This window comes from Streptomyces sp. NPDC093089 (assembly GCF_044754405.1).
Classification (GTDB): Bacteria; Actinomycetota; Actinomycetes; order Streptomycetales; family Streptomycetaceae; genus Streptomyces.
Genome location: NZ_JBIVPA010000007.1, coordinates 460,192 through 478,692, shown reverse-complemented (window position 1 = coordinate 478,692; position 18,501 = coordinate 460,192). Strand labels below are relative to the sequence as shown.

The window sequence follows — 18,501 nt, the reverse complement described above, 5'->3', positions numbered from 1 at the left end:
CGCCCGGTTACATTCCGAACCCGGAAGCTAAGCCTTTCAGCGCCGATGGTACTGCAGGGGGGACCCTGTGGGAGAGTAGGACGCCGCCGAACAATTCTTCAGGACCCCTGGTCCCAGCGTTCACGCTGGGACCAGGGGTCCTTTTGTTTTTTGCTTGACTTTTCCGATGCGCGGCTGAGTGCCGGCTGCGCGAGAATGACTGCAGTACCCGAAGACAGGAGTCACGACCATGTCCACCAACTCTCCCGACGACCGTCCGGAGCGCGAGCCGCGTCGCAGGGACGGTGCCGGTGGCGACCGGGGCGGCTTCCGCGGGCCGCGCCGGGATGACAGCCGTGGTGGTGACAACCGTGGTGGCGGCTTCCGTCGCGATGACCGCGGTGGTGACAACCGTGGTGGCGGCTTCCGCCGTGACGACCGCGGTGGCGACCGTCCGGGCTACTCGCGGGACGACAACCGTGGCGGTGGCTTCCGTCGCGATGACCGCGGTGGCGACAGCCGTGGCGGTGGTTTCCGCCGTGACGACCGTGGCGGCGACCGTCCGGGCTACTCGCGGGACGACAACCGTGGCGGTGGCTTCCGTCGCGATGACCGCGGTGGCGACAACCGTGGCGGCGACAACCGTGGTGGCGGCTTCCGCCGTGACGACCGCGGTGGCGACAGCCGTGGCGGTGGTTTCCGCCGTGACGACCGTGGCGGCGACAGTCGGGGTGGGGACAACCGTGGTGGCGGCTTCCGCCGTGACGACCGCGGTGGTGACAACCGCGGTGGTGGTTTCCGCCGGGATGACAGCCGTGGTGGTGGCGAGCGTCCGTCGTTCCGTCGTGATGAGCGTCCTTCGTCGTCGTACCAGCGTGACGACCGTCGTGACGACCGGGGCGGCTTCCGCCGTGACGACCGCGGTGGCGACAACCGCGGTGGCGGCTTCCGCCGTGACGACCGCGGCGGCGACCGTCCGGGCTACTCGCGGGACGACAACCGTGGCGGTGGCTTCCGCCGTGACGACCGGGGCGGTGACAACCGTGGCGGTGGTTTCCGCCGGGATGACAGCCGTGGTGGCGAGCGTCCGTCGTTCCGTCGTGATGAGCGTCCCTCGTCGTCGTACCAGCGTGACGACCGTCGTGACGACCGGGGCGGCTTCCGCCGTGACGACCGCGGTGGCGACAACCGCGGTGGCGGCTTCCGTCGCGATGACCGTGGTGGCGAGCGTCCGTCGTTCCGTCGTGATGAGCGTCCCTCGTCGTCGTACCAGCGTGACGACCGCCGCGATGACCGTGGTGGTGACAACCGTGGCGGTGGTTTCCGCCGGGATGACAGCCGTGGTGGCGAGCGTCCGTCGTTCCGTCGTGATGAGCGTCCCTCGTCGTCGTACCAGCGTGACGACCGTCGTGACGACCGGGGCGGCTTCCGCCGTGACGACCGCGGTGGCGACAACCGCGGCGGTGGCTTCCGCCGTGACGACCGTGGCGGCGACAGCCGTGGCGGTGGGTTCCGTCGGGACGACAGCCGTGGGGGTGGCTTCCGGCGGGATGACCGTGGGGGCGACAGCCGGGGTGGGTTCCGTGGGCGGGACGACCGGGGTGGCTACGGGCGTCGGGACGACCGGGGTGGTCGCGACTTCGACCGGGAGCGGAGTGACCGGGCGCCGATCAAGAGGCTGCCGATTCCGCCGGAGGTCACCGGTGACGAGATCGACCCGGACGTGCGTCAGGAGCTGATGAGCCTGCCGAAGGGTCTGGCGGAGGAGGTCTCGCGCAACCTCGTCATGGTCGCGCAGCTGATCGACGAGGACCCGGAGCAGGCGTACGGGTACTCGCGTGTCGCGCTGCGGCTCGCGTCCCGTGTCGCGGCAGTGCGTGAGGCGGCCGGCTTCGCGGCGTACGCGACGCAGAAGTACTCCGAGGCGCTGGCCGAGTTCCGGGCCGCGCGGCGGATGAGCGGTGGTGTCGAGCTGTGGCCCGTCATGGCCGACTGCGAGCGCGGGCTCGGCCGGCCCGAGCGGGCGCTGGCGATGGCCGGCGAGCCCGAGGTGCTGAAGTTGGACAAGGCCGGTCAGGTCGAGATGCGGCTCGTGGCCGCCGGTGCCCGCCGGGACATGGGGCAGCTCGACGCGGCGATCGTGACGCTGCAGAGCCCCGAGCTCGCCTCCGGCGCCGTTCACCCGTGGACCGCGCGCCTGCGGTACGCGTACGCCGACGCGCTGCTGGCCGCCGGCCGTGAGAACGAGGCGCGGGAGTGGTTCGCGAAGGCCCTGGAGGCCGACAAGGACGGCGCCACGGACGCGTCGGACCGCCTCGCGGAGATGGACGGGGTCGAGTTTGTCGACGCGTTCGACGAGTCGGACGGCATGGACGACATGGACGAGTCCGATGACGTGGATGACGTGGATGACGTCGACGTCGAGGAGTCCGACGAGGTCGTCGTCATCGACGACGAGATCGACGACGAGGACGACGAGGACGAGGACGAGCGCGGCGGCGACGACCGCTGACGTGGTCGGACAGTGAGAAGGGCGGCACCCCGAGGGGGTGCCGCCCTTCTGCGTTTCCGGGGCCCGGGTCAGTCCAGGGCGAGGCTTCGCAGGACCAGGCCGGTGGCGGGCTTGGGGCCGAAGGAGGTCGATTTGCGGGGCATGGTGACGCCCTGGCGGGCGAGGTCGCGGACGACGTCCTCGCGTACCGGGTGCATGAGGACGGCGGTGCCGCCGCGGCGTTCGGCCTGGGCGACGGCGGCCTCGGTGTCGTGGATGTAGGCGATGTCCTCGGGGGTGTCCGGGATGTGCCAGACGTTCTCCAGGAGGGTGGAGTGGAGGACGGTCGCGTCGAGGGTGCGCCAGGCCGGGGGGCGGTCGGTGCGGACGGTTCGTTCGAGGAGGGCGGGATCGGGGCGGTCGACGAGGTGGAAGGCGCCGTCGCCCGCGAGGAGAAAGGCGTTCCCGTCGGCTGTGGCGGCCTCCAGGGCCTCCAGTGCGACCGGCAGTGGGTGCTCGATGCGGCGGACCCGGAAGGAGTCGCCGAGGGCCGTGAGGGCGTCGGCGACCGGGAGGCGGTTGAGGAGGCGGTGGATCGCGCGGACCCGGAGCGGGTAGCGGGCGGTGTCGATGAGGAGGACCAGGCCGTAGTTCCAGGGGCCGGGCGCGGCGTGCTCCTCGCGCAGGCGCAGGTACGTCGCCCAGCGGTGGTGGCCGTCGGCGATGAGGGCCTGGTGGTGTGCCAGGTCGCCGGCGACCCGGGCGAGCTCCGCGGGGTCGGTGACGGACCACAGGCGGTGGTGGAAGCCGTCCTCGGTGGTCGTGGAGAGCAGCGGTTCGCGCAGGACCGTGCGGGCGATGACCTCGTCGGCGCCGCCGCCCTCCTCGCCGACGTAGGTGAGGAGCAGCGGCTCCAGGTTGGCCGCGGTGGTCCGCATGAGGGCGGCGCGGTCCTCGACGACGTGCGGCATCACGTCCTCGTGGGGGAGGACGACGCCCGCGTCCGGGGTGGAGAGTTCGAGGGCGCCGATGATGCCGCGCTGGAGGATGCCGTCGCCGTGCTGCTCGTACACGTAGAGCGCGGGTTCCGGGTCCGGGGCGAGGACGCCGTCGGCGAGCCAGCGGTCGAGGGTGACGGCGGCCTTGCGGTGGCGGGTGCCGGCGGTGATGGCCTGCGGGAGGATCAGCCGGACGATGTTGTGGGGGTCGGCCGACTCCAGATGGAGGAGCCCGTCAGGTCGTACGACGACGTCGTAGGGAGGAGACGTCACGGCGGCGAGGCTGCCGACCCGTTCGGGGACGTAACGGAGTCCGCGGAACGGGGCCAGGCGCAGCCCTGCGGTGTCGTCGCGGACGTCGGCGGCCGCGTGACCTGAGGTGTTCATCTCGTCATCGTATGTGGGCGGTGGCCATGAGCGATGATCGGGGGAGCGGGGGAATTCCACCCGGTGATGCGAGGAGTGAGCGGTGACGGTAGGGATCGGCCAGGGACGGCGGGACGCCGGCGGGAATCGTCCGGGCGGCAGTGCGGTGCCGTTGAGCGAGGCGTACGACACGGCGCTCCTGGACCTGGACGGTGTCGTGTACGCGGGCGGCGAGGCCGTGCCGCACGCCGTCGAGGCGCTCGGCGTGGCGCGGGGCGGCGGCATGCACCTGGCGTACGTCACGAACAACGCGCTGCGGACGCCGGAGGAGGTCGCGGCGCACCTCACCGAGCTGGGGGTGCCGGCGGAGGCCGCGGACGTGGTGACCTCCGCGCAGGCGGTGGCTCGGCTGATCGCGGACGACGTGCCGCCGGGGTCCCGGGTGCTCGTCGTCGGCGGGGAGGGGCTGCGGGTGGCGCTGCGCGAGCGCGGTCTGGTGCCGGTGGAGTCGGCCGACGACGAGCCGGTGGCGGTCGTGCAGGGGTACGGCGGCCCGGGGATGCCGTGGGCGCGCTTCGCGGAGGCGGCGTACGCGGTGGGGCGCGGGGTGCCGTGGTACGCGTCCAACACGGACCTGACGATCCCCGGTGCGCGGGGCATCGGTCCCGGGAACGGTGCCGCGGTGGAGGTCGTGCGGATCGCGACGGGCGGGCGCGCTGAGCCGAAGGTCGCGGGCAAGCCGCTGCCGCCGATGCACCGGGAGACGGTGCTGCGGACGGGGGCGAAGCGGCCGCTGGTCGTCGGGGACCGGCTGGACACGGACATCGAGGGGGCGTTCAACGGCGGTGTGGACTCGCTGCTCGTGCTGACCGGAGTGACGGACGTGGCGCAGCTGCTGGCGGCGGTGCCGGAGCACCGACCGACCTATGTGGCTGCCGACCTCCGCGGACTGCTGGTGGGGCAGCCCGAGGTGGTCGAGGACGCGGACGGCGGGTTCCTGTGCGGGGGGTGGCGCGCGGCGGTGAGCGGCGGCGAGCTGGTCCTGGGGAGTGCGGGGGCCGGCGCCGGCGAGGGAGCGGACGTGATGGACGCGGTACGGGCGTTGTGCGGGGCTGCATGGTCGGCGGCGGATGCGCCGGGGGCGGGTGTGCCGGACCCGGGGAAGGTGCTGGCGCGGCTGGGGGTGTGAGCCGGTCCGAGGGGCCTGCCTGGGTCTGAGCCCGACCCTGGGCCTGAGTGGGGTTCCGTGGTGGCGCGGTCCGGGGTGGGGTGTCGGGTGGGGCAGAGGCGGCCGGTGGTCTCGAAAGTTGGGTAGGCTAACCTAACTCTTTCTGGGTTGGCGGACATCGGGAGCACGGGCATGGACGGTCGGCAGGGGCAGCGGCTGAGCGCGGAATCGGTGACCCTCGCGTACGAGCAGCGGGTCATCGCCCGCGATCTGTCCGTCGAGATCCCCGACAACTCCTTCACCGTCATCGTCGGGCCGAACGCCTGCGGCAAGTCCACCCTGCTGCGCGCCCTCTCCCGGATGCTGAAGCCCAGCACGGGGCGGGTCCTGCTCGACGGGCAGTCCATCCAGACGATGCCCGCCAAGAAGGTGGCCAAGACCCTCGGCCTGCTGCCGCAGTCGTCCGTGGCCCCCGACGGCATCACCGTCGCCGACCTGGTGGCCCGCGGCCGCTACCCGCACCAGGGGCTGCTGCGCCAGTGGTCCCCGGAGGACGAGCGGATCACCCGCGAGTCGATGGAGGCGACCGGGGTCGCCGAGCTCGCCGAGCGGTACGTCGACGAGCTGTCCGGCGGGCAGCGCCAGCGCGTCTGGATCGCCATGGCGCTCGCCCAGCAGACCCCGCTGCTGCTGCTCGACGAGCCGACGACGTACCTCGACATCCAGCACCAGATCGACGTCCTCGACCTCTGCGCCGAACTGCACGAGACGCAGGGCCGGACGCTCGTCGCCGTCCTGCACGACCTCAACCACGCGGCCCGGTACGCGACCCACCTCATCGCCGTCCGCGGCGGCGAGGTCGTCGCCGAGGGACCGCCGTCCGAGATCGTCACCGCCGAGCTGGTCGAGCGGGTCTTCGGGCTGCGCTGCCAGGTCATCGACGACCCGGAGACGGGGACGCCGCTGGTCGTGCCGGCCGGGCGGAAGGCGCGCGCCCGGCGGACCGTCGTCCCGCAGGCCCAGGAGCCCGACGCGCAGGAGCCCGCGCTGCAGAAGTGAGCGGAGTCGGATCGGCCCTGCCGGAGCGCGTGGGACCGGATCGGGCCCGCGAGAGCGAGCGGAGCCCGATCGGGTCTACAGGAGCGAGCGGAGTCGGATCAGGTCGCGGAAGCCCGCTTCGAGCTTGACCCGGCCGGAGGCCCAGGCCTTCGCGAAGTTCAGTTCGCCGCCCACCATCGCCACCAGATCGTCGCCGGACATCGCGAGCCGGATCTGCGCCTTGACCGGCGGCGGGCCGGGAACCGTGTCCTGGACCTCGATCCGGCCGTCCGCGAGACGGCCCGTGAAGGTCGTGTCGAGGTCCGTGATGTGGCAGCTCAGGGTGCGGTCGAGCGCGGCCGCACCCCGCACGCCGTCGTCCGCCCGCGCGAGGTTGTCGGAAAGTCTGTCCAGTGCGCCGCGGCACTCCGTGATCGTCGCCATCGCCGTCGACGGTACCCCAGGGCTTCGCGGTAGCGTCGGGGCATGAGCGACGAGATGCCGGACCCCGCCGACCGGGCCGCCGAGGAGCCGTACGAGCCCGCCGCGCCCGCGCCGCTCGGCGTGGACCGGCAGCTCACCGGGCACGCCCCCGTCGACGCGCACCTGGCGCGTCTCGCCGATGTGGACCACCTCCCGGCGGACGGACACCTGGGGGTGTACGAGGATGTACACCGTGGGCTGCGCGACGAGCTGACCTTGCTCGACGCGCACCCCGCCCCCCGTCCGCACGACAACAGGAGCTGAACCGAACGTGGCAGGAGTGGCACGCCGCCGTCTTGACGCCGAGCTGGTCAGGCGCAAGCTCGCGCGCTCGCGCGAGCACGCCAGCCAGCTGATCGCCGCGGGCCGGGTGACCGTCGGCAAGACCGTCGCCACCAAGCCCGCCACCCAGGTGGAGACCGCCGCGGCCATCGTCGTCGTCCAGGACGACTCCGATCCCGACTACGTCTCGCGCGGCGGCCACAAGCTCGCCGGCGCCTTCGCGGCCTTCGTGCCGCAGGGGCTGCGGGTCGAGGGCCGGCGGGCCCTGGACGCGGGAGCGTCCACCGGCGGCTTCACCGACGTCCTGCTGCGCGCCGGCGCCGCCCACGTCGTCGCCGTCGACGTCGGCTACGGACAGCTCGCCTGGTCGCTGCAGAGCGACGAGCGCGTCACCGTGAAGGACCGCACGAACGTACGCGAGTTGACACTCGACGCGATCGACGGCGTCCCGGTCGACCTCGTCGTCGGCGACCTGTCGTTCATCCCGCTCGGCCTCGTCCTGCCCGCCCTGGCCGCGTGCACGGCACCCGACGCCGACCTCGTCCTCATGGTGAAACCGCAGTTCGAGGTGGGCAAGGAGCGGCTCGGCACGGGCGGAGTCGTCCGGAGCACCGAACTCCGCGCCGACGCCGTGAAGAACGTGGCCCGGCGGGCCGCCGAACTAGGACTCGGCGTCCTCGGCGTCACGGCCAGCCCGCTGCCCGGCCCCTCCGGCAACGTCGAGTACTTTCTGTGGCTGCGGGCGGGCGCGCCCGCGCTGGATCCGGCGGATGTCGACCGCGCCGTGGCGGAAGGACCTCGTTGAGCTCAACGGCAGCACCACCAGAGGCAACAACCCGTACCGTCTTCCTGCTCGCGCACACCGGCCGCCCGGCCGCCGTGCGCAGCGCCGAACTGGTCGTCCTGGGCCTGCTGCGCTGCGGCATCGGCGTCCGGGTCCTGGAGGCCGAGGCCTCGGACCTGCCCCTGCCGCCTTCCGTCGAGAGGGTGCCGGAGGCCTGCTCCGACGCCCTCGACGGCTGTGAACTCCTCGTCGTCCTCGGCGGGGACGGCACGCTGCTGCGCGGCGCCGAGTTCTCCCGCGCCTCCGGCGTGCCGATGCTCGGCGTCAACCTCGGGCGCGTCGGCTTCCTCGCGGAGGCCGAGCGCGACGACCTCGACAAGGTCGTCGACCGGGTCGTGACGAAGGCGTACGAGGTCGAGGAGCGGATGACCCTCGACGTCGTCGTGTACGAGAACGGCGACGTCCTGCACCGCGACTGGGCGCTCAACGAGGCGGCCGTGCAGAAGGTGTCCCCGGAGCGGATGCTGGAGGTCGTCCTCGCGATCGACGGCCGCCCGGTGACCGGCTTCGGCTGCGACGGGGTGATCTGCGCGACACCCACGGGATCCACCGCGTACGCCTTCTCGGCGGGCGGACCCGTCGTCTGGCCCGAGGTCGAGGCACTGCTGATGGTCCCGATCGGCGCCCACGCGCTCTTCGCCAAGCCGCTGATCACCACCCCGCAGTCGGTGCTCGCGGTCGAGGTCGAGCCGCACACCCCCCACGGGGTGCTGTGGTGCGACGGGCGGCGGACCGTGGAACTTCCCGCGGGCGCCCGCGTCGAGGTGCGGCGGGGCGCCGTGCCCGTCCGGCTGGCCCGGCTGCACCACGCCTCCTTCACGGACCGCCTGGTCGCCAAGTTCGCCCTCCCCGTGTCGGGGTGGCGGGGCGCCCCGCACTGACGCACCACCCTCCGGGCCACGAACGAACGGCGCGCCCGAGGGTTACGCGCGGGGGCGATGTCGCATCCGACCCGGGAAACCTCGTATGGTCTGGGGCGTGCTGGAGGAGATGCGGATACGGTCGCTCGGGGTCATCGACGACGCGGTGGTCGAGCTGTCGCCCGGCTTCACCGCGGTGACCGGTGAGACCGGTGCGGGCAAGACCATGGTCGTGACCAGCCTCGGGCTGCTGCTCGGCGGTCGGGCGGACCCGGCCCTGGTGCGGATCGGCGCGGCCTCGGCCGTCGTCGAGGGGCGGATCAGCGTGCCCGCGGGCGCGCCCGCCGCCGTACGCGCCGAGGAGGCCGGGGCCGAGCTCGACGAGGGCGTGCTGCTCGTCAGCCGCACCGTCTCGGCCGAGGGACGCTCACGCGCCCACCTCGGCGGGCGCTCCGTGCCCGTCGGGCTCCTCGCCGAACTCGCCGACGAGCTCGTCGCCGTCCACGGCCAGACCGACCAGCAGGGCCTGCTCAAGCCGGCCCGGCAGCGCGGCGCGCTCGACCGGTACGCGGGCGAGGCCGTCTCCGTGCCCCTCGGCGCCTACGCGGACGCGTACAAGCGGCTGAGGGCCGTCACCGGCGAGCTGGACGAGATCACCACCCGGGCCCGGGAACGCGCCCAGGAGGCCGATCTGCTGCGGTTCGGGCTCGGCGAGATCGAGGCCGTCGCCCCGCTCCCCGGCGAGGACGTCGAACTCACCGCCGAAGCCGAGCGGCTCGGGCACGCCGAGGCCCTCGCCTCCGCCGCGGCCCTCGCGCACGGCGCGCTGGCCGGCAACCCCGAGGACCCCGAGTCCGTCGACGCGACCACTTTGGTCGCGGGCGCGGGCCGGGCCCTGGAAGCCGTACGGTCGCACGACCCGGCGCTCGCCGCCCTCGCCGACCGGATGGGGGAGATCTCCATCCTCCTCGGCGACGTGGCCACCGAACTCGCCGGATACGCCGACGACCTGGACGCCGACCCGCTGCGGCTCGCCGCCGTCGAGGAGCGGCGCGCGGCCCTCACCCAGCTCATCCGGAAGTACGGCAGGGACGGCGAGGGCACGACCGCCGTGCTGGCCTGGGCGGAGGAGAGCGCGGGCAGGCTCGGAGAGCTCGACGGGGACGACGACCGCATCGAGGAGCTCACCGCCGAGCGGGACCGGCTGCGGGACGACCTGTCCGTCCTCGCCCAGCGGCTCACCGACGCCCGCACGGAGGCCGCCGACCGGTTCGCCGCCGCCGTCACCGCCGAACTCGCCTCGCTCGCCATGCCGCACGCGCGCGTGTCGTTCGCCCTCAGCCAGACCGAGGACCCCGAGGGCGTCGAGGTCGACGGCCGCCGCGTCGCCTACGGCCCGTCCGGCGCCGACGAGGTCGAGCTGCTGCTCGCCCCCCACCCCGGCGCCCCGCCGCGCCCGATCGCCAAGGGCGCCTCCGGTGGCGAGCTGTCCCGCGTCATGCTCGCCGTCGAGGTCGTCTTCGCCGGGGTCGACCCGGTGCCCACGTACCTCTTCGACGAGGTCGACGCGGGCGTCGGCGGCAAGGCGGCCGTCGAGATCGGCCGCCGGCTCGCCAAACTGGCCCGCAGCGCGCAGGTCGTGGTCGTCACCCACCTCCCCCAGGTCGCGGCCTTCGCCGACCGGCAGTTGCTCGTCGAGAAGACCAACGACGGCTCCGTCACCCGGTCCGGCGTCACCGTCCTCGAAGGCGAGGAGCGGGTACGCGAACTGTCCCGGATGCTCGCCGGCCAGGAGGACTCCGAGACGGCCAGGGCCCACGCCGAGGAACTCCTGGCGACGGCGAGGGCGGACGCGTAACCGCGCGGGCTGATTCGGCGCCGGCTGGTCTGGCGTGGGTTGGCCCGAGGGGGGCTGGTCCGGGGCGGGTTGGCCTGGGGTGGGTTGGCCTGGGTGGGCTCGCCTGGGTGGGCTCGCCTGGGGCGGGTTGATCCGGCGCTGGCTGGTCCGGGGCGGCTTGGGGCGGGCTGGTCCGGGGTGGGTTCATCCGGCGCGCGCTGGTCCGGTGTGCGCTCACCCGTGTGGGTGAACCCGTCGGGTGGGTGCGTACGCCGGACGCGTTCCGCACGAGGGAACGACGCCACTTTGGTGCCGGAACGTGCGTACGGTCAGGGGCGGGTACTGGCATCCTTGGGCGCGTGACACAGCTCCGTACGGTTCAAGTGCTGGGCGGCGGCAGCGCGGGCAGCAGCGCTCACGTCCGATCACTTGCCTCGGGGCTGGTGGCGAGGGGCGTGCGCGTGACCGTGTGCGCCCCGGCCGAACTCGACCGCGTCTACGACTACCTCGGTGCCGGCGCGCACTTCGTGCCGCTGCCCCGGTTCGGCGACCCCGCAGGCGTCAGCGCGCTCCGCAACGCCGCCATCGGCGCGGACGTGGTCCACGCCCACGGGCTCCAGGCGTCCGTCCGGGCCGCGCTCGCGCTCACCGGCGACGGCCGGGCGCCCCTCGTAACCACCTGGCACAGCCGGAGCCACCTCGACGGCGCGCAAGGCGGGCTCCAGCGGCTCCTCGAACGCAGGACCGTCCGCGCCGCGACCGTCGTCCTCGGCACCTCGTCCGAACTCGTCGACCGGGCCCGGCAGCGCGGAGCCAGGGACGCCCGGCTCGCACCCGTCACCGTGCCCGCCGCACGCGGACCCGTCTGCCTCCACGACGGCAAGGCCCGCGCCGAACTCGGCGCCGTCGACCGGCCGTTGATCATGGCGGTCGGCGCGCTCGAACGCGGACGCGGCTACCGGACGCTGCTCGACGCCGCACGGGAATGGCGCGACCTCGACCCGCAGCCGCTCCTCGTGATCGCCGGAGAAGGACGTGATCGGGCCCTCCTCCAACGGCGCATCACCGACGAGGGCCTCGCGGTACGGCTCATCGGCCGCCGCGAGGACGTCGCGGAGCTGCTCGCCGCGGCGGACATCGCCGTCCTCCCCTCCCGCTGGGAAGCCCGCTCCCTCCTCGCCCAGGAAGCCCTCCGCCTCGGCGTACCGCTCGTCGCCACCGCCGTCGGCGGCGTTCCCGAACTCGTCGGCGACGCGGCGGAGCTCGTGCCCTACGGCGATGCGCCTCGGCTCGCCGGGGCGGTGCGGGGGCTGCTCGACGACGTCGAGCGGCGGATGGACCTGGGGGCGGCGGGGAGGGTGCAGGCGGGGACGTGGCCTACGGAGGACGAGACGGTGGCGCATGTCCTGAGCGTGTACGACGAGTTGGCGGGGCGGTAGGGGGCGGTAGGGGGCGGTAGGGGGCGGTAGGGGGCGGGCCTGGCGGGGCTTGGCGCTGTTGGGCCTGCGCCTGCTGCCGCTGCCGCCCACTGCCGTGTGGGCCCGCACGGCGCCCACCCTGGCCCACCCTTCGTGTGGGCAATCGTCCCACTGGGGCGTGGGCCGGAGTGCGGCGTCCGGTGGGCCGCAACGGGGCGGGCCGGGCCGGGGTGCGGCGTCCGATGGGCCGCAACGGGGCGGGCCGGGCCGGGGTGCGGCGTCCGGTGGGCCGCAACGGGGTGGGCGCCGCCCTGGTGGGGCGAAGGTCCGTAGCGGGCTGGGGGTCAGGGGGTGTGGCGGCGGGCTCGGAGGGCCAGGGAGAGGGCGAGGACGGTTTGGGGGTCGTCGAGGTCGGTGCCGAGGAGTTCGGAGATGCGGGCGAGGCGGTTGTAGAGGGTCTGGCGGTTGAGGTGGAGCTCGCGCGCGGTCTCGGCCTTGCGGCCCGCGTGGGCGAGGTAGGTCTCGAGGGTGGGGAGGAGCGGCGGGCGGGAGGTGCGGTCGTGGTCGCGGAGCGGTCCGATGGCGCGGTCGACGAAGGCGGGGAGGACGGTGTCCCCGTGGTAGTGGAGGCGCCAGAGGAGCAGGTCGATGTCGAGGCGCCGGGCGTCGTACCAGGGGAGGTCGGAGAGGCCCTGCGCGGCCGTCGCGGTCTCGGCCGCGTGCCGTAGGCCGGCCGAGGCCGCCGCCCAGCCGCCGGCGACGCCGACGACGACGATCGGCGGGTGGACGCCGGCGCGTTCGAGGCCGGCGCGTTCCACTCCGGCGCGCAGTGCCGCGGCGACGCGGTCCGCGACCGCCGTGCGCTCCGACTCCGAGCGCAGGCCGAGCAGCAGGGGCACCCGGCCTTCCACGGGGCGGACGCCGAGGAGGACGGGGACGCCGACGGAGGAGAGTTCTTCGAGGACCGCGCGGGCGAGGAGGGCCCAGTTGCCCGAGGGGGAGAGTTCTGCGGCCAGGCGCATGACCACGGGGAGGATCGGTCCGTCGCCCGGTTTGAAGCCGAGGACGCGGGCCTGGGCGGGGGCGGCCTCGGCCGTGATGCGGCCCTCCGCGAGGTCCGTCAGGAAGTCGCCGCGGCCGCGGGCGGCCAGCTCCTCCTCCTGGCGGGCCTGCATGAGGACGACGGCGAGGAGTCCGGCGGCCCGCTCGGCGGCCATGCGGTGGACGGGGGAGAGGGCGCCGGAGATCGCCAGGAGGACGAGGCGGGCCCGTACCGAGGACGTACCGGGGCCGCCGCCGGGCACGTCGACGAGGACGGTGCCGGTGGGCGGGCCGGATTCGCGGGCGGCCCGCTGGCCGCGCAGCCCGTCCCATACCTGGAGCGGGTCGGCGGGTGCGGAGTCGGCGCCGGCCGCGTAGAGGAGCTGGCCGTCGGCGGTCTCCAGGAAGACCGGGTTGGCGGCGAACCCGGAGAGGATGCGGAGGACCTGGGGGACGCCGCCGCCGCCGAGGAGGGCCTCGGTGCACTGCCGGTGGACCTCTTCGGCCTGGCGCAGGAGCGCGTAGTGGCCGTTGACGATCTCGGTGTGGATCTCCTCCGTGACGGCGACGAAGGGGACCTCGCGGTGGAGCTGGACGAGGGGCAGGCCGGCCGTCCTGGCGGTCTCCACTATCGTCGCGGGGAGGCGGGCGAAGCGCGGCCCCAGTTCCACGACGAGCGCCGCGATGCCCCGGTCGGCGAGGCGGCGGACGAAGGCCCGCTGTTCGGCCGGGCGGGTGCCGAGACCGAGTCCCGTCGTGAGGAGCAGCTCGCCGCCCTTGAGCAGCGAGGCGATGTTCGGCACCTCGCCCGCGTGCACCCAGCGCACGGTGCGGTGCAGCCGGTCGGCGCCGGCGACGACCTCCGGGAGCCCGCCGCGGAGGCCCGGAAGTTCGAGTGCCCGCTGCACGGTGATCCCGCCCTGATTGTCCATGGGCCCGGACGCTACCCGCGTCCGCGTTTCGGCGACATCACCCCACGGTCACGGGACCGGACAGTTCGTACACCGGGGCGACAACTCGTCGTGTCGTGGCGGGAATTGTGCGACCGCATGTCGATTGTGGCCTGTGTCACACGCGAGGATGCTCTCGCGCCATGGCAGAGAACCCCACCCCAGAGGTCCACCGGCTGAAGGCGAACTCGGTCGGTCTCGTCGGCGTCGTCTTCATGGCCGTGGCCACCGCGGCCCCGATCACCGCGATGACCGGAAACCTTCCCATCGCCGTCGGATTCGGCAACGGCACCGGAGCACCCGCCGGCTACCTCTTCGCGACGCTGGTCCTGACCGTCTTCTCGGTCGGCTACGTCGCCATGGCCAAGCGGATCACGGCCGCCGGCGCCTTCTACGGCTACATCTCGCACGGCCTCGGCCGGATCGCCGGCATGGCGTCCGGCATGCTCGCGGTCCTCGCGTACATCGTCTTCGAGGCCTCCATCGTCGGCGTCTTCGCGTACTTCGCCAAGACGACCGTCGCCGACCAGCTCGGCGTCGACCTTCCGTGGATCCTGTACGCGGCGGCCATGCTGGCGGTCACCGCCGTCCTCTCGTACTTCGACATCAACCTGACGGCCAAGGCGCTCGGCGTGATGCTCGTGGCCGAGATCGCGGTCCTCTTCGCGGTCGCCACCGCCGTCCTGATCGCCGGCGGAGGCCCCGACGGCATCCCGGTCGAGCCGGTCGACCCGAGGAACGCCTTCACCGGCACCTCCGCCGGCCTCGGCCTCTTCTTCGCCTTCTGGTCCTGGGTCGGCTTCGAGTCGACCGCGATGTACGGGGAGGAGTCCCGCGACCCCAAGCGGGTCATCCCGCGCGCCACCCTGATCTCCGTGATCGGCGTCGGCCTCTTCTACATCTACGTGTCGTGGATGACGATCGCCGGGAACGGGCTGGCGGAGTCCGTGAAGCTGTCCGCCTCCTCGTCGCCGCTCGACCTGTTCTTCGCGCCCACCCAGAGCTTCATCGGCGCCTGGGCCGTCGACGCCTTCCAGTGGCTGCTGCTCACCGGCTCCTTCGCCTGCGGGATGGCGTTCCACCAGTGCGCCTCGCGCTACCTCTACGCCATCGGCCGCGAGGGCTTCCTCCACCCGGCGCTGGGCCGCACCCACGCCCGGCACGGCTCGCCGTACATCGCGTCGTACGTGCAGAGCGCGATCGCCGTGGCCCTCGTCGCCGCCTTCTGGCTGACCGGCCAGGACCCGTACATCCACCTGTACACCCTGCTCGCCATCCTCGGGACCATGGCGATCCTCATCGTCCAGACCCTCTGCTCCTTCGCCGTCATCGGCTACTTCCGCAAGAACCACCCCGAGGACCGGCACTGGTTCAAGACCCTGACGGCCCCGCTGCTCGGCGGCGTCGGCATGATCGCCGTCGTCGTGCTGCTGATCATGAACATGGAGACCGCGGCCGGGCTCGCCGCCGACTCCCTCTTCTTCAAGGCGATCCCCTGGATCGTCGGCGCGGTCTTCTTCGGCGGCCTCGGCCTCGGCTTCTACCTCAAGGCCAAGCGGCCCGAGCGGTACGAGATCATCGGCCGGATCGTCCTGGAGGACGCCACCGAGCGCCCCGCCGAAGAGGCCCCCGCGCCCGCCCCCGCGACCCGGAGCTGAATCCGCCTCCCCGTTCCCTCCCACCCCTCTCCAGGAGCGCCCCATGGCACGCACCAACCCGATGCACCTCCTGAAGCACCTCGCCGCCGAGCACGCCGACGCCCGAAGGCTCGGCCTGCCCGTCGACGAACTCCGCGGCATGCGCGCCGACGCCGTCGGACGCAGATCCCTGCTCAAGTACGCGGCCGCCGCCGGGATCGCGGCCGGCACGGGCACGGCGGCCACCGCCGCGCCCGCCGCGGCCGCCACCACGACCCCGCCGCTGAACAGCACCGCCCGGATCGCCGTCGTCGGCGCCGGGATCGCCGGCCTCACCGCCGCCCTCACCCTCCAGGACGCCGGCCTGAAGCCGGTGCTCTACGAGGCGAACCCGTCCAGGGTCGGGGGCCGCATGTGGACCCAGCGGACCCACTGGGCGTACGGCCAGACCTCCGAGATCGGCGGCGAACTGATCGACACCAGCCACAAGAAGATCCTGGAGCTCTGCCGCCGCTTCGACCTCGCCACCGAGGACTTCCTCGGCGGCGGACCCAACGGAGCCGAGGAGGTCCTCTGGATCGGCGGCGCCTACTACCCGCGCGCCCAGGCCGACGAGGACTTCAACGCCGTCTACCAGGCGCTGCGCCGGGACCTCTCCGAGGCGGGGGAGGTCACCTGGAACCGGACCACCCCCACCGGTACCGCCCTCGACGACATGTCGCTGTACGAGTGGATCGAGAGCCGGGTCCCCGGTGGGCACACCTCACCGCTCGGGAAGTTCATCGACGTCGCCTACAACGTCGAGTACGGCGCCGACACCACCGAGCAGTCCTCGCTCGCCCTCGTCCTGCTGATGGGCTACCAGACCAATCCGGGCAACTTCAACGTCTGGGGCCTGTCCAACGAGCGCTACCACATCGTCGGCGGCAACGACCGCCTCCCGAACGCCGTCGCGGGAGCCCTCACCCCCGGCACCCTGCGCGCGGGCTGGTCCCTGACCGCCGTACGCGCCAACGCCGACGGCACCCAGACGCTGACCTTCACCGAGGCCGGCGCCACCCGGACCGTCACCGCGGACCACACGATCCTGTGCGTCCCGCTGCCGGTCCTCCAGCAACTGGACCTCTCCCAGGCCGGCTTCGACCCGCTCATGCGGAACCTGCTGCGGGACGCCCGCATGGGCCACTGCACCAAGCTCAACATGCAGTTCGGCACCCGCCCCTGGCGCGGCACCGGCCCCTGGCCCGGGGTCTCCGCGGGCGACTGCTTCACCGACTCCGAGGTCCAGCAGACCTGGGACACCACCAAGATCCAGGGGGGGACGGGCGGCATCCTCATCCAGTACGGCGGCGGCAGCCTGGCCCGGAACCTGAACCCGACGGGCCCCTTCTCCACCGAGTCCGACCCGTACGTACGGAACCTCGTCACCCGCTACCTGGCCGGCATCGACGCCTTCTTCCCCGGCACCTCCCGGGCGTACACCGGCCGCGCCCAGCTCTCCGCCTGGCACAAGAACCCGTACGCGCTCGGCGCCTACTCCTACTGGCCCGTCGGCTACCTCCACCGGTACGCCGCGTACGAGGGAACCGCGCAGGGCAACGTCCACATCGGCGGCGAGCACTGCTCGTACGACTTCCAGGGCTTCATGGAGGGCGGCGCCACCGAGGGCGAGCGGGCCGCGAAGGAGGTGATCACCGCCCTGAGGTGATCAGCCGGCCGGCACGATGTTCTGGTTGTACCGGAACACGTTGTCGGGGTCGAAAGCGGCCTTCACGGCGGCGAGCCGGCGGTAGTTCTCCTCCCCGAAGGAGGAGACGATCCGCTGCTCGCCCTCGGAGCCGACGAAGTTCAGATACGTCGACTCGATAGCCCACGGCCGCGCGTCGGCCCGCACGTCGTGCACCCACTGCCTCGCCTGATCGTCGTACGCCGGGTCCTCCCAGGTCGCGAACGGGTGCACCGCCCACGGCGCGGTGCGCCACGGCTGCGGGTACCGGGAGGACCCGGCGGCCACGGCCCCGCCCATCAGGAACAGCACGTGCTGGGTGGCCGTCCCCGGCGGGATCCGCGCGCCGCGGTCGCAGAACGCGTCCACGGCCTCGTCGGGGAACTCCCGCAGGTACTCGGCCGACCAGTAGTTCCGCAGCCCCGGCGGGTCGTCGAGCATCGACTGCAGATCCACGTACGGGATGTCCGTGACGATCTGGACCACGGGGTCCAGCGCGAACAACGGCGCCGCGAAGTCACGGAGTTCGCCGACCGGGCCGGCGTACGTGAACAGCGCCCCGCAGACCAGCTTGCCGACCATGTCCTCCGGGACGAACGGCTCCGGAGGCGCGGGCAGGTAGATGGCGCCCCCGCCGAACTCGTCGGGCGCGCGCTCGCCCAGATCCCGGAAGGTGCGCACCACCTCGGGCGCGTCGTCCGGCAGGAAGAACAGCATGGCGACGCTCGTCCGGGGCAGCGGGTGCACCCGCATCGTCAGCGAGGTCGCCACCCCGAAGTTGCCGCCGCCGCCGTGCAGCGCCCAGAACAGCTCGGGGTTCTCGTCCGCGTCCGCGCGGACGTGCTTGCCCTCCGCCGTGATCAGGTCGGCGGCCAGCAGGTTGTCGCTGGCCAGCCCGAACTTCCGCTCCAGCCAGCCCGAGCCGCCGCCCAGGACGAAGCCGCCCACACCGGTGGTGGACACCCGCCCGCCGGTGGTCGCCACGTGGAACGGCTGGCAGGCGTGGTCCAGGTGGGCCATCGTCGCCCCGCCCTCGACCCGTACCGTCATGGCCTCCGGGTCCACGAACACGTGGTGCATCCGGCGGAGGTCGACGACCAGCGCGCCGTCGATCACGGAGCTCCCGGCGACGCTGTGCCCGCCGCCGCGCACCGCGATCGGCAGCCCGGTCGCGCGCCCGAACAGGACCGCGTTGGACACGTCGGCCTGGGTGGCGCACTGGGCGATCACCGCCGGCCGCCGGTCGATCATGCCGTTGTGCAGGACACGCGCCTCGTCGTAGCCCGGATCGCCGGGGGTGATCACCTCGCCGGCCAGGTCCTCGACCAGTCCGGCCAGGGCGCTTTCGGAGACGTGGGGAGCCATGGGAGCCCCCCTTTCGTA

General features: G+C 73.2%; 14 protein-coding genes, 1 rRNA gene and 1 pseudogene. 12 read left to right on the top strand and 4 right to left on the bottom strand.

The window, feature by feature from the left end; all coding sequences use genetic code 11:
- The 3 genes and pseudogenes from rrf to ACIQFX_RS19415 all read left to right on the top strand — a co-directional run.
- Nucleotides 1–92, top strand: a 5S ribosomal RNA gene (gene rrf, locus ACIQFX_RS19425); the annotation flags it as partial.
- Nucleotides 93–253: 161 nt separating this feature from the next.
- Nucleotides 254–1,150 (top strand): annotated as a pseudogene (locus ACIQFX_RS19420) (hypothetical protein); the annotation flags it as partial.
- A gap of 567 nt (nt 1,151–1,717) precedes the next feature.
- The gene (locus tag ACIQFX_RS19415; protein ID WP_402464652.1) at nt 1,718–2,491 is read left to right on the top strand and encodes a hypothetical protein; all 774 of its coding nucleotides are present in this window, start codon (nt 1,718–1,720) and stop codon (nt 2,489–2,491) included.
- A 68-nt stretch (nt 2,492–2,559) separates the two neighbouring features.
- Here ACIQFX_RS19415 and ACIQFX_RS19410 read toward each other — a convergent pair whose 3' ends face one another.
- The gene (locus ACIQFX_RS19410; protein ID WP_402464613.1) at nt 2,560–3,855 is read right to left on the bottom strand and encodes a DUF1015 domain-containing protein; all 1,296 of its coding nucleotides are present in this window, start codon (nt 3,853–3,855) and stop codon (nt 2,560–2,562) included.
- A gap of 82 nt (nt 3,856–3,937) precedes the next feature.
- On the opposite strand from ACIQFX_RS19410, the gene ACIQFX_RS19405 reads away from it, so the two are divergent.
- Nucleotides 3,938–5,023 (top strand): HAD hydrolase-like protein, encoded by a 1,086-nt coding sequence (locus tag ACIQFX_RS19405; RefSeq protein WP_402464611.1) that lies wholly within the window; start codon nt 3,938–3,940, stop codon nt 5,021–5,023.
- Between the two features lie 171 nt (nt 5,024–5,194).
- Nucleotides 5,195–6,061 carry an ABC transporter ATP-binding protein gene (locus ACIQFX_RS19400; RefSeq protein WP_402464609.1) on the top strand — a complete coding sequence of 289 codons (867 nt, stop codon included), beginning with the start codon at nt 5,195–5,197 and terminating at the stop codon, nt 6,059–6,061.
- A gap of 75 nt (nt 6,062–6,136) precedes the next feature.
- Here the strand turns inward: ACIQFX_RS19400 and ACIQFX_RS19395 are convergent, their stop codons facing one another.
- The gene (locus tag ACIQFX_RS19395) at nt 6,137–6,484 is read right to left on the bottom strand and encodes an SCP2 sterol-binding domain-containing protein (protein WP_402464607.1); all 348 of its coding nucleotides are present in this window, start codon (nt 6,482–6,484) and stop codon (nt 6,137–6,139) included.
- A gap of 42 nt (nt 6,485–6,526) precedes the next feature.
- On the opposite strand from ACIQFX_RS19395, the gene ACIQFX_RS19390 reads away from it, so the two are divergent.
- From ACIQFX_RS19390 to ACIQFX_RS19370, 5 genes are all read left to right on the top strand, one after another.
- Nucleotides 6,527–6,787, top strand: coding sequence for a hypothetical protein (locus ACIQFX_RS19390; protein ID WP_402464605.1), 261 nt, complete (start codon nt 6,527–6,529; stop codon nt 6,785–6,787).
- Between the two features lie 7 nt (nt 6,788–6,794).
- The gene (locus tag ACIQFX_RS19385; RefSeq protein WP_402464603.1) at nt 6,795–7,610 is read left to right on the top strand and encodes a TlyA family RNA methyltransferase; all 816 of its coding nucleotides are present in this window, start codon (nt 6,795–6,797) and stop codon (nt 7,608–7,610) included.
- A complete protein-coding gene (locus ACIQFX_RS19380; protein ID WP_376489900.1) occupies nt 7,607–8,530 on the top strand; it encodes an NAD kinase in 924 nt (307 codons plus the stop codon). The genes ACIQFX_RS19385 and ACIQFX_RS19380 overlap by 4 nt, the downstream gene beginning before the upstream one ends.
- Nucleotides 8,531–8,615: 85 nt before the next feature.
- Nucleotides 8,616–10,367 (top strand): DNA repair protein RecN, encoded by a 1,752-nt coding sequence (gene recN / locus ACIQFX_RS19375; protein WP_402464601.1) that lies wholly within the window; start codon nt 8,616–8,618, stop codon nt 10,365–10,367.
- Between the two features lie 338 nt (nt 10,368–10,705).
- On the top strand, nt 10,706–11,785 hold the full coding sequence (locus tag ACIQFX_RS19370) for a glycosyltransferase family 4 protein (RefSeq protein ID WP_402464599.1): 1,080 nt from the start codon (nt 10,706–10,708) through the stop codon (nt 11,783–11,785).
- A 323-nt stretch (nt 11,786–12,108) separates the two neighbouring features.
- Here ACIQFX_RS19370 and ACIQFX_RS19365 read toward each other — a convergent pair whose 3' ends face one another.
- Nucleotides 12,109–13,737 carry a PucR family transcriptional regulator gene (locus ACIQFX_RS19365; protein ID WP_402464597.1) on the bottom strand — a complete coding sequence of 543 codons (1,629 nt, stop codon included), beginning with the start codon at nt 13,735–13,737 and terminating at the stop codon, nt 12,109–12,111.
- A 161-nt stretch (nt 13,738–13,898) separates the two neighbouring features.
- Here ACIQFX_RS19365 and ACIQFX_RS19360 point away from each other — a divergent pair, with 161 nt between their 5' ends.
- A complete protein-coding gene (locus tag ACIQFX_RS19360; protein ID WP_402464595.1) occupies nt 13,899–15,413 on the top strand; it encodes an APC family permease in 1,515 nt (504 codons plus the stop codon).
- A gap of 43 nt (nt 15,414–15,456) precedes the next feature.
- Nucleotides 15,457–17,100 (top strand): flavin monoamine oxidase family protein, encoded by a 1,644-nt coding sequence (locus ACIQFX_RS19355; protein WP_402464593.1) that lies wholly within the window; start codon nt 15,457–15,459, stop codon nt 17,098–17,100.
- On the opposite strand, the gene ACIQFX_RS19350 is transcribed toward ACIQFX_RS19355, so the two are convergent.
- Nucleotides 17,101–18,483 (bottom strand): FAD-binding oxidoreductase, encoded by a 1,383-nt coding sequence (locus tag ACIQFX_RS19350; protein WP_402464591.1) that lies wholly within the window; start codon nt 18,481–18,483, stop codon nt 17,101–17,103.
- Nucleotides 18,484–18,501: the final 18 nt, after the last annotated feature.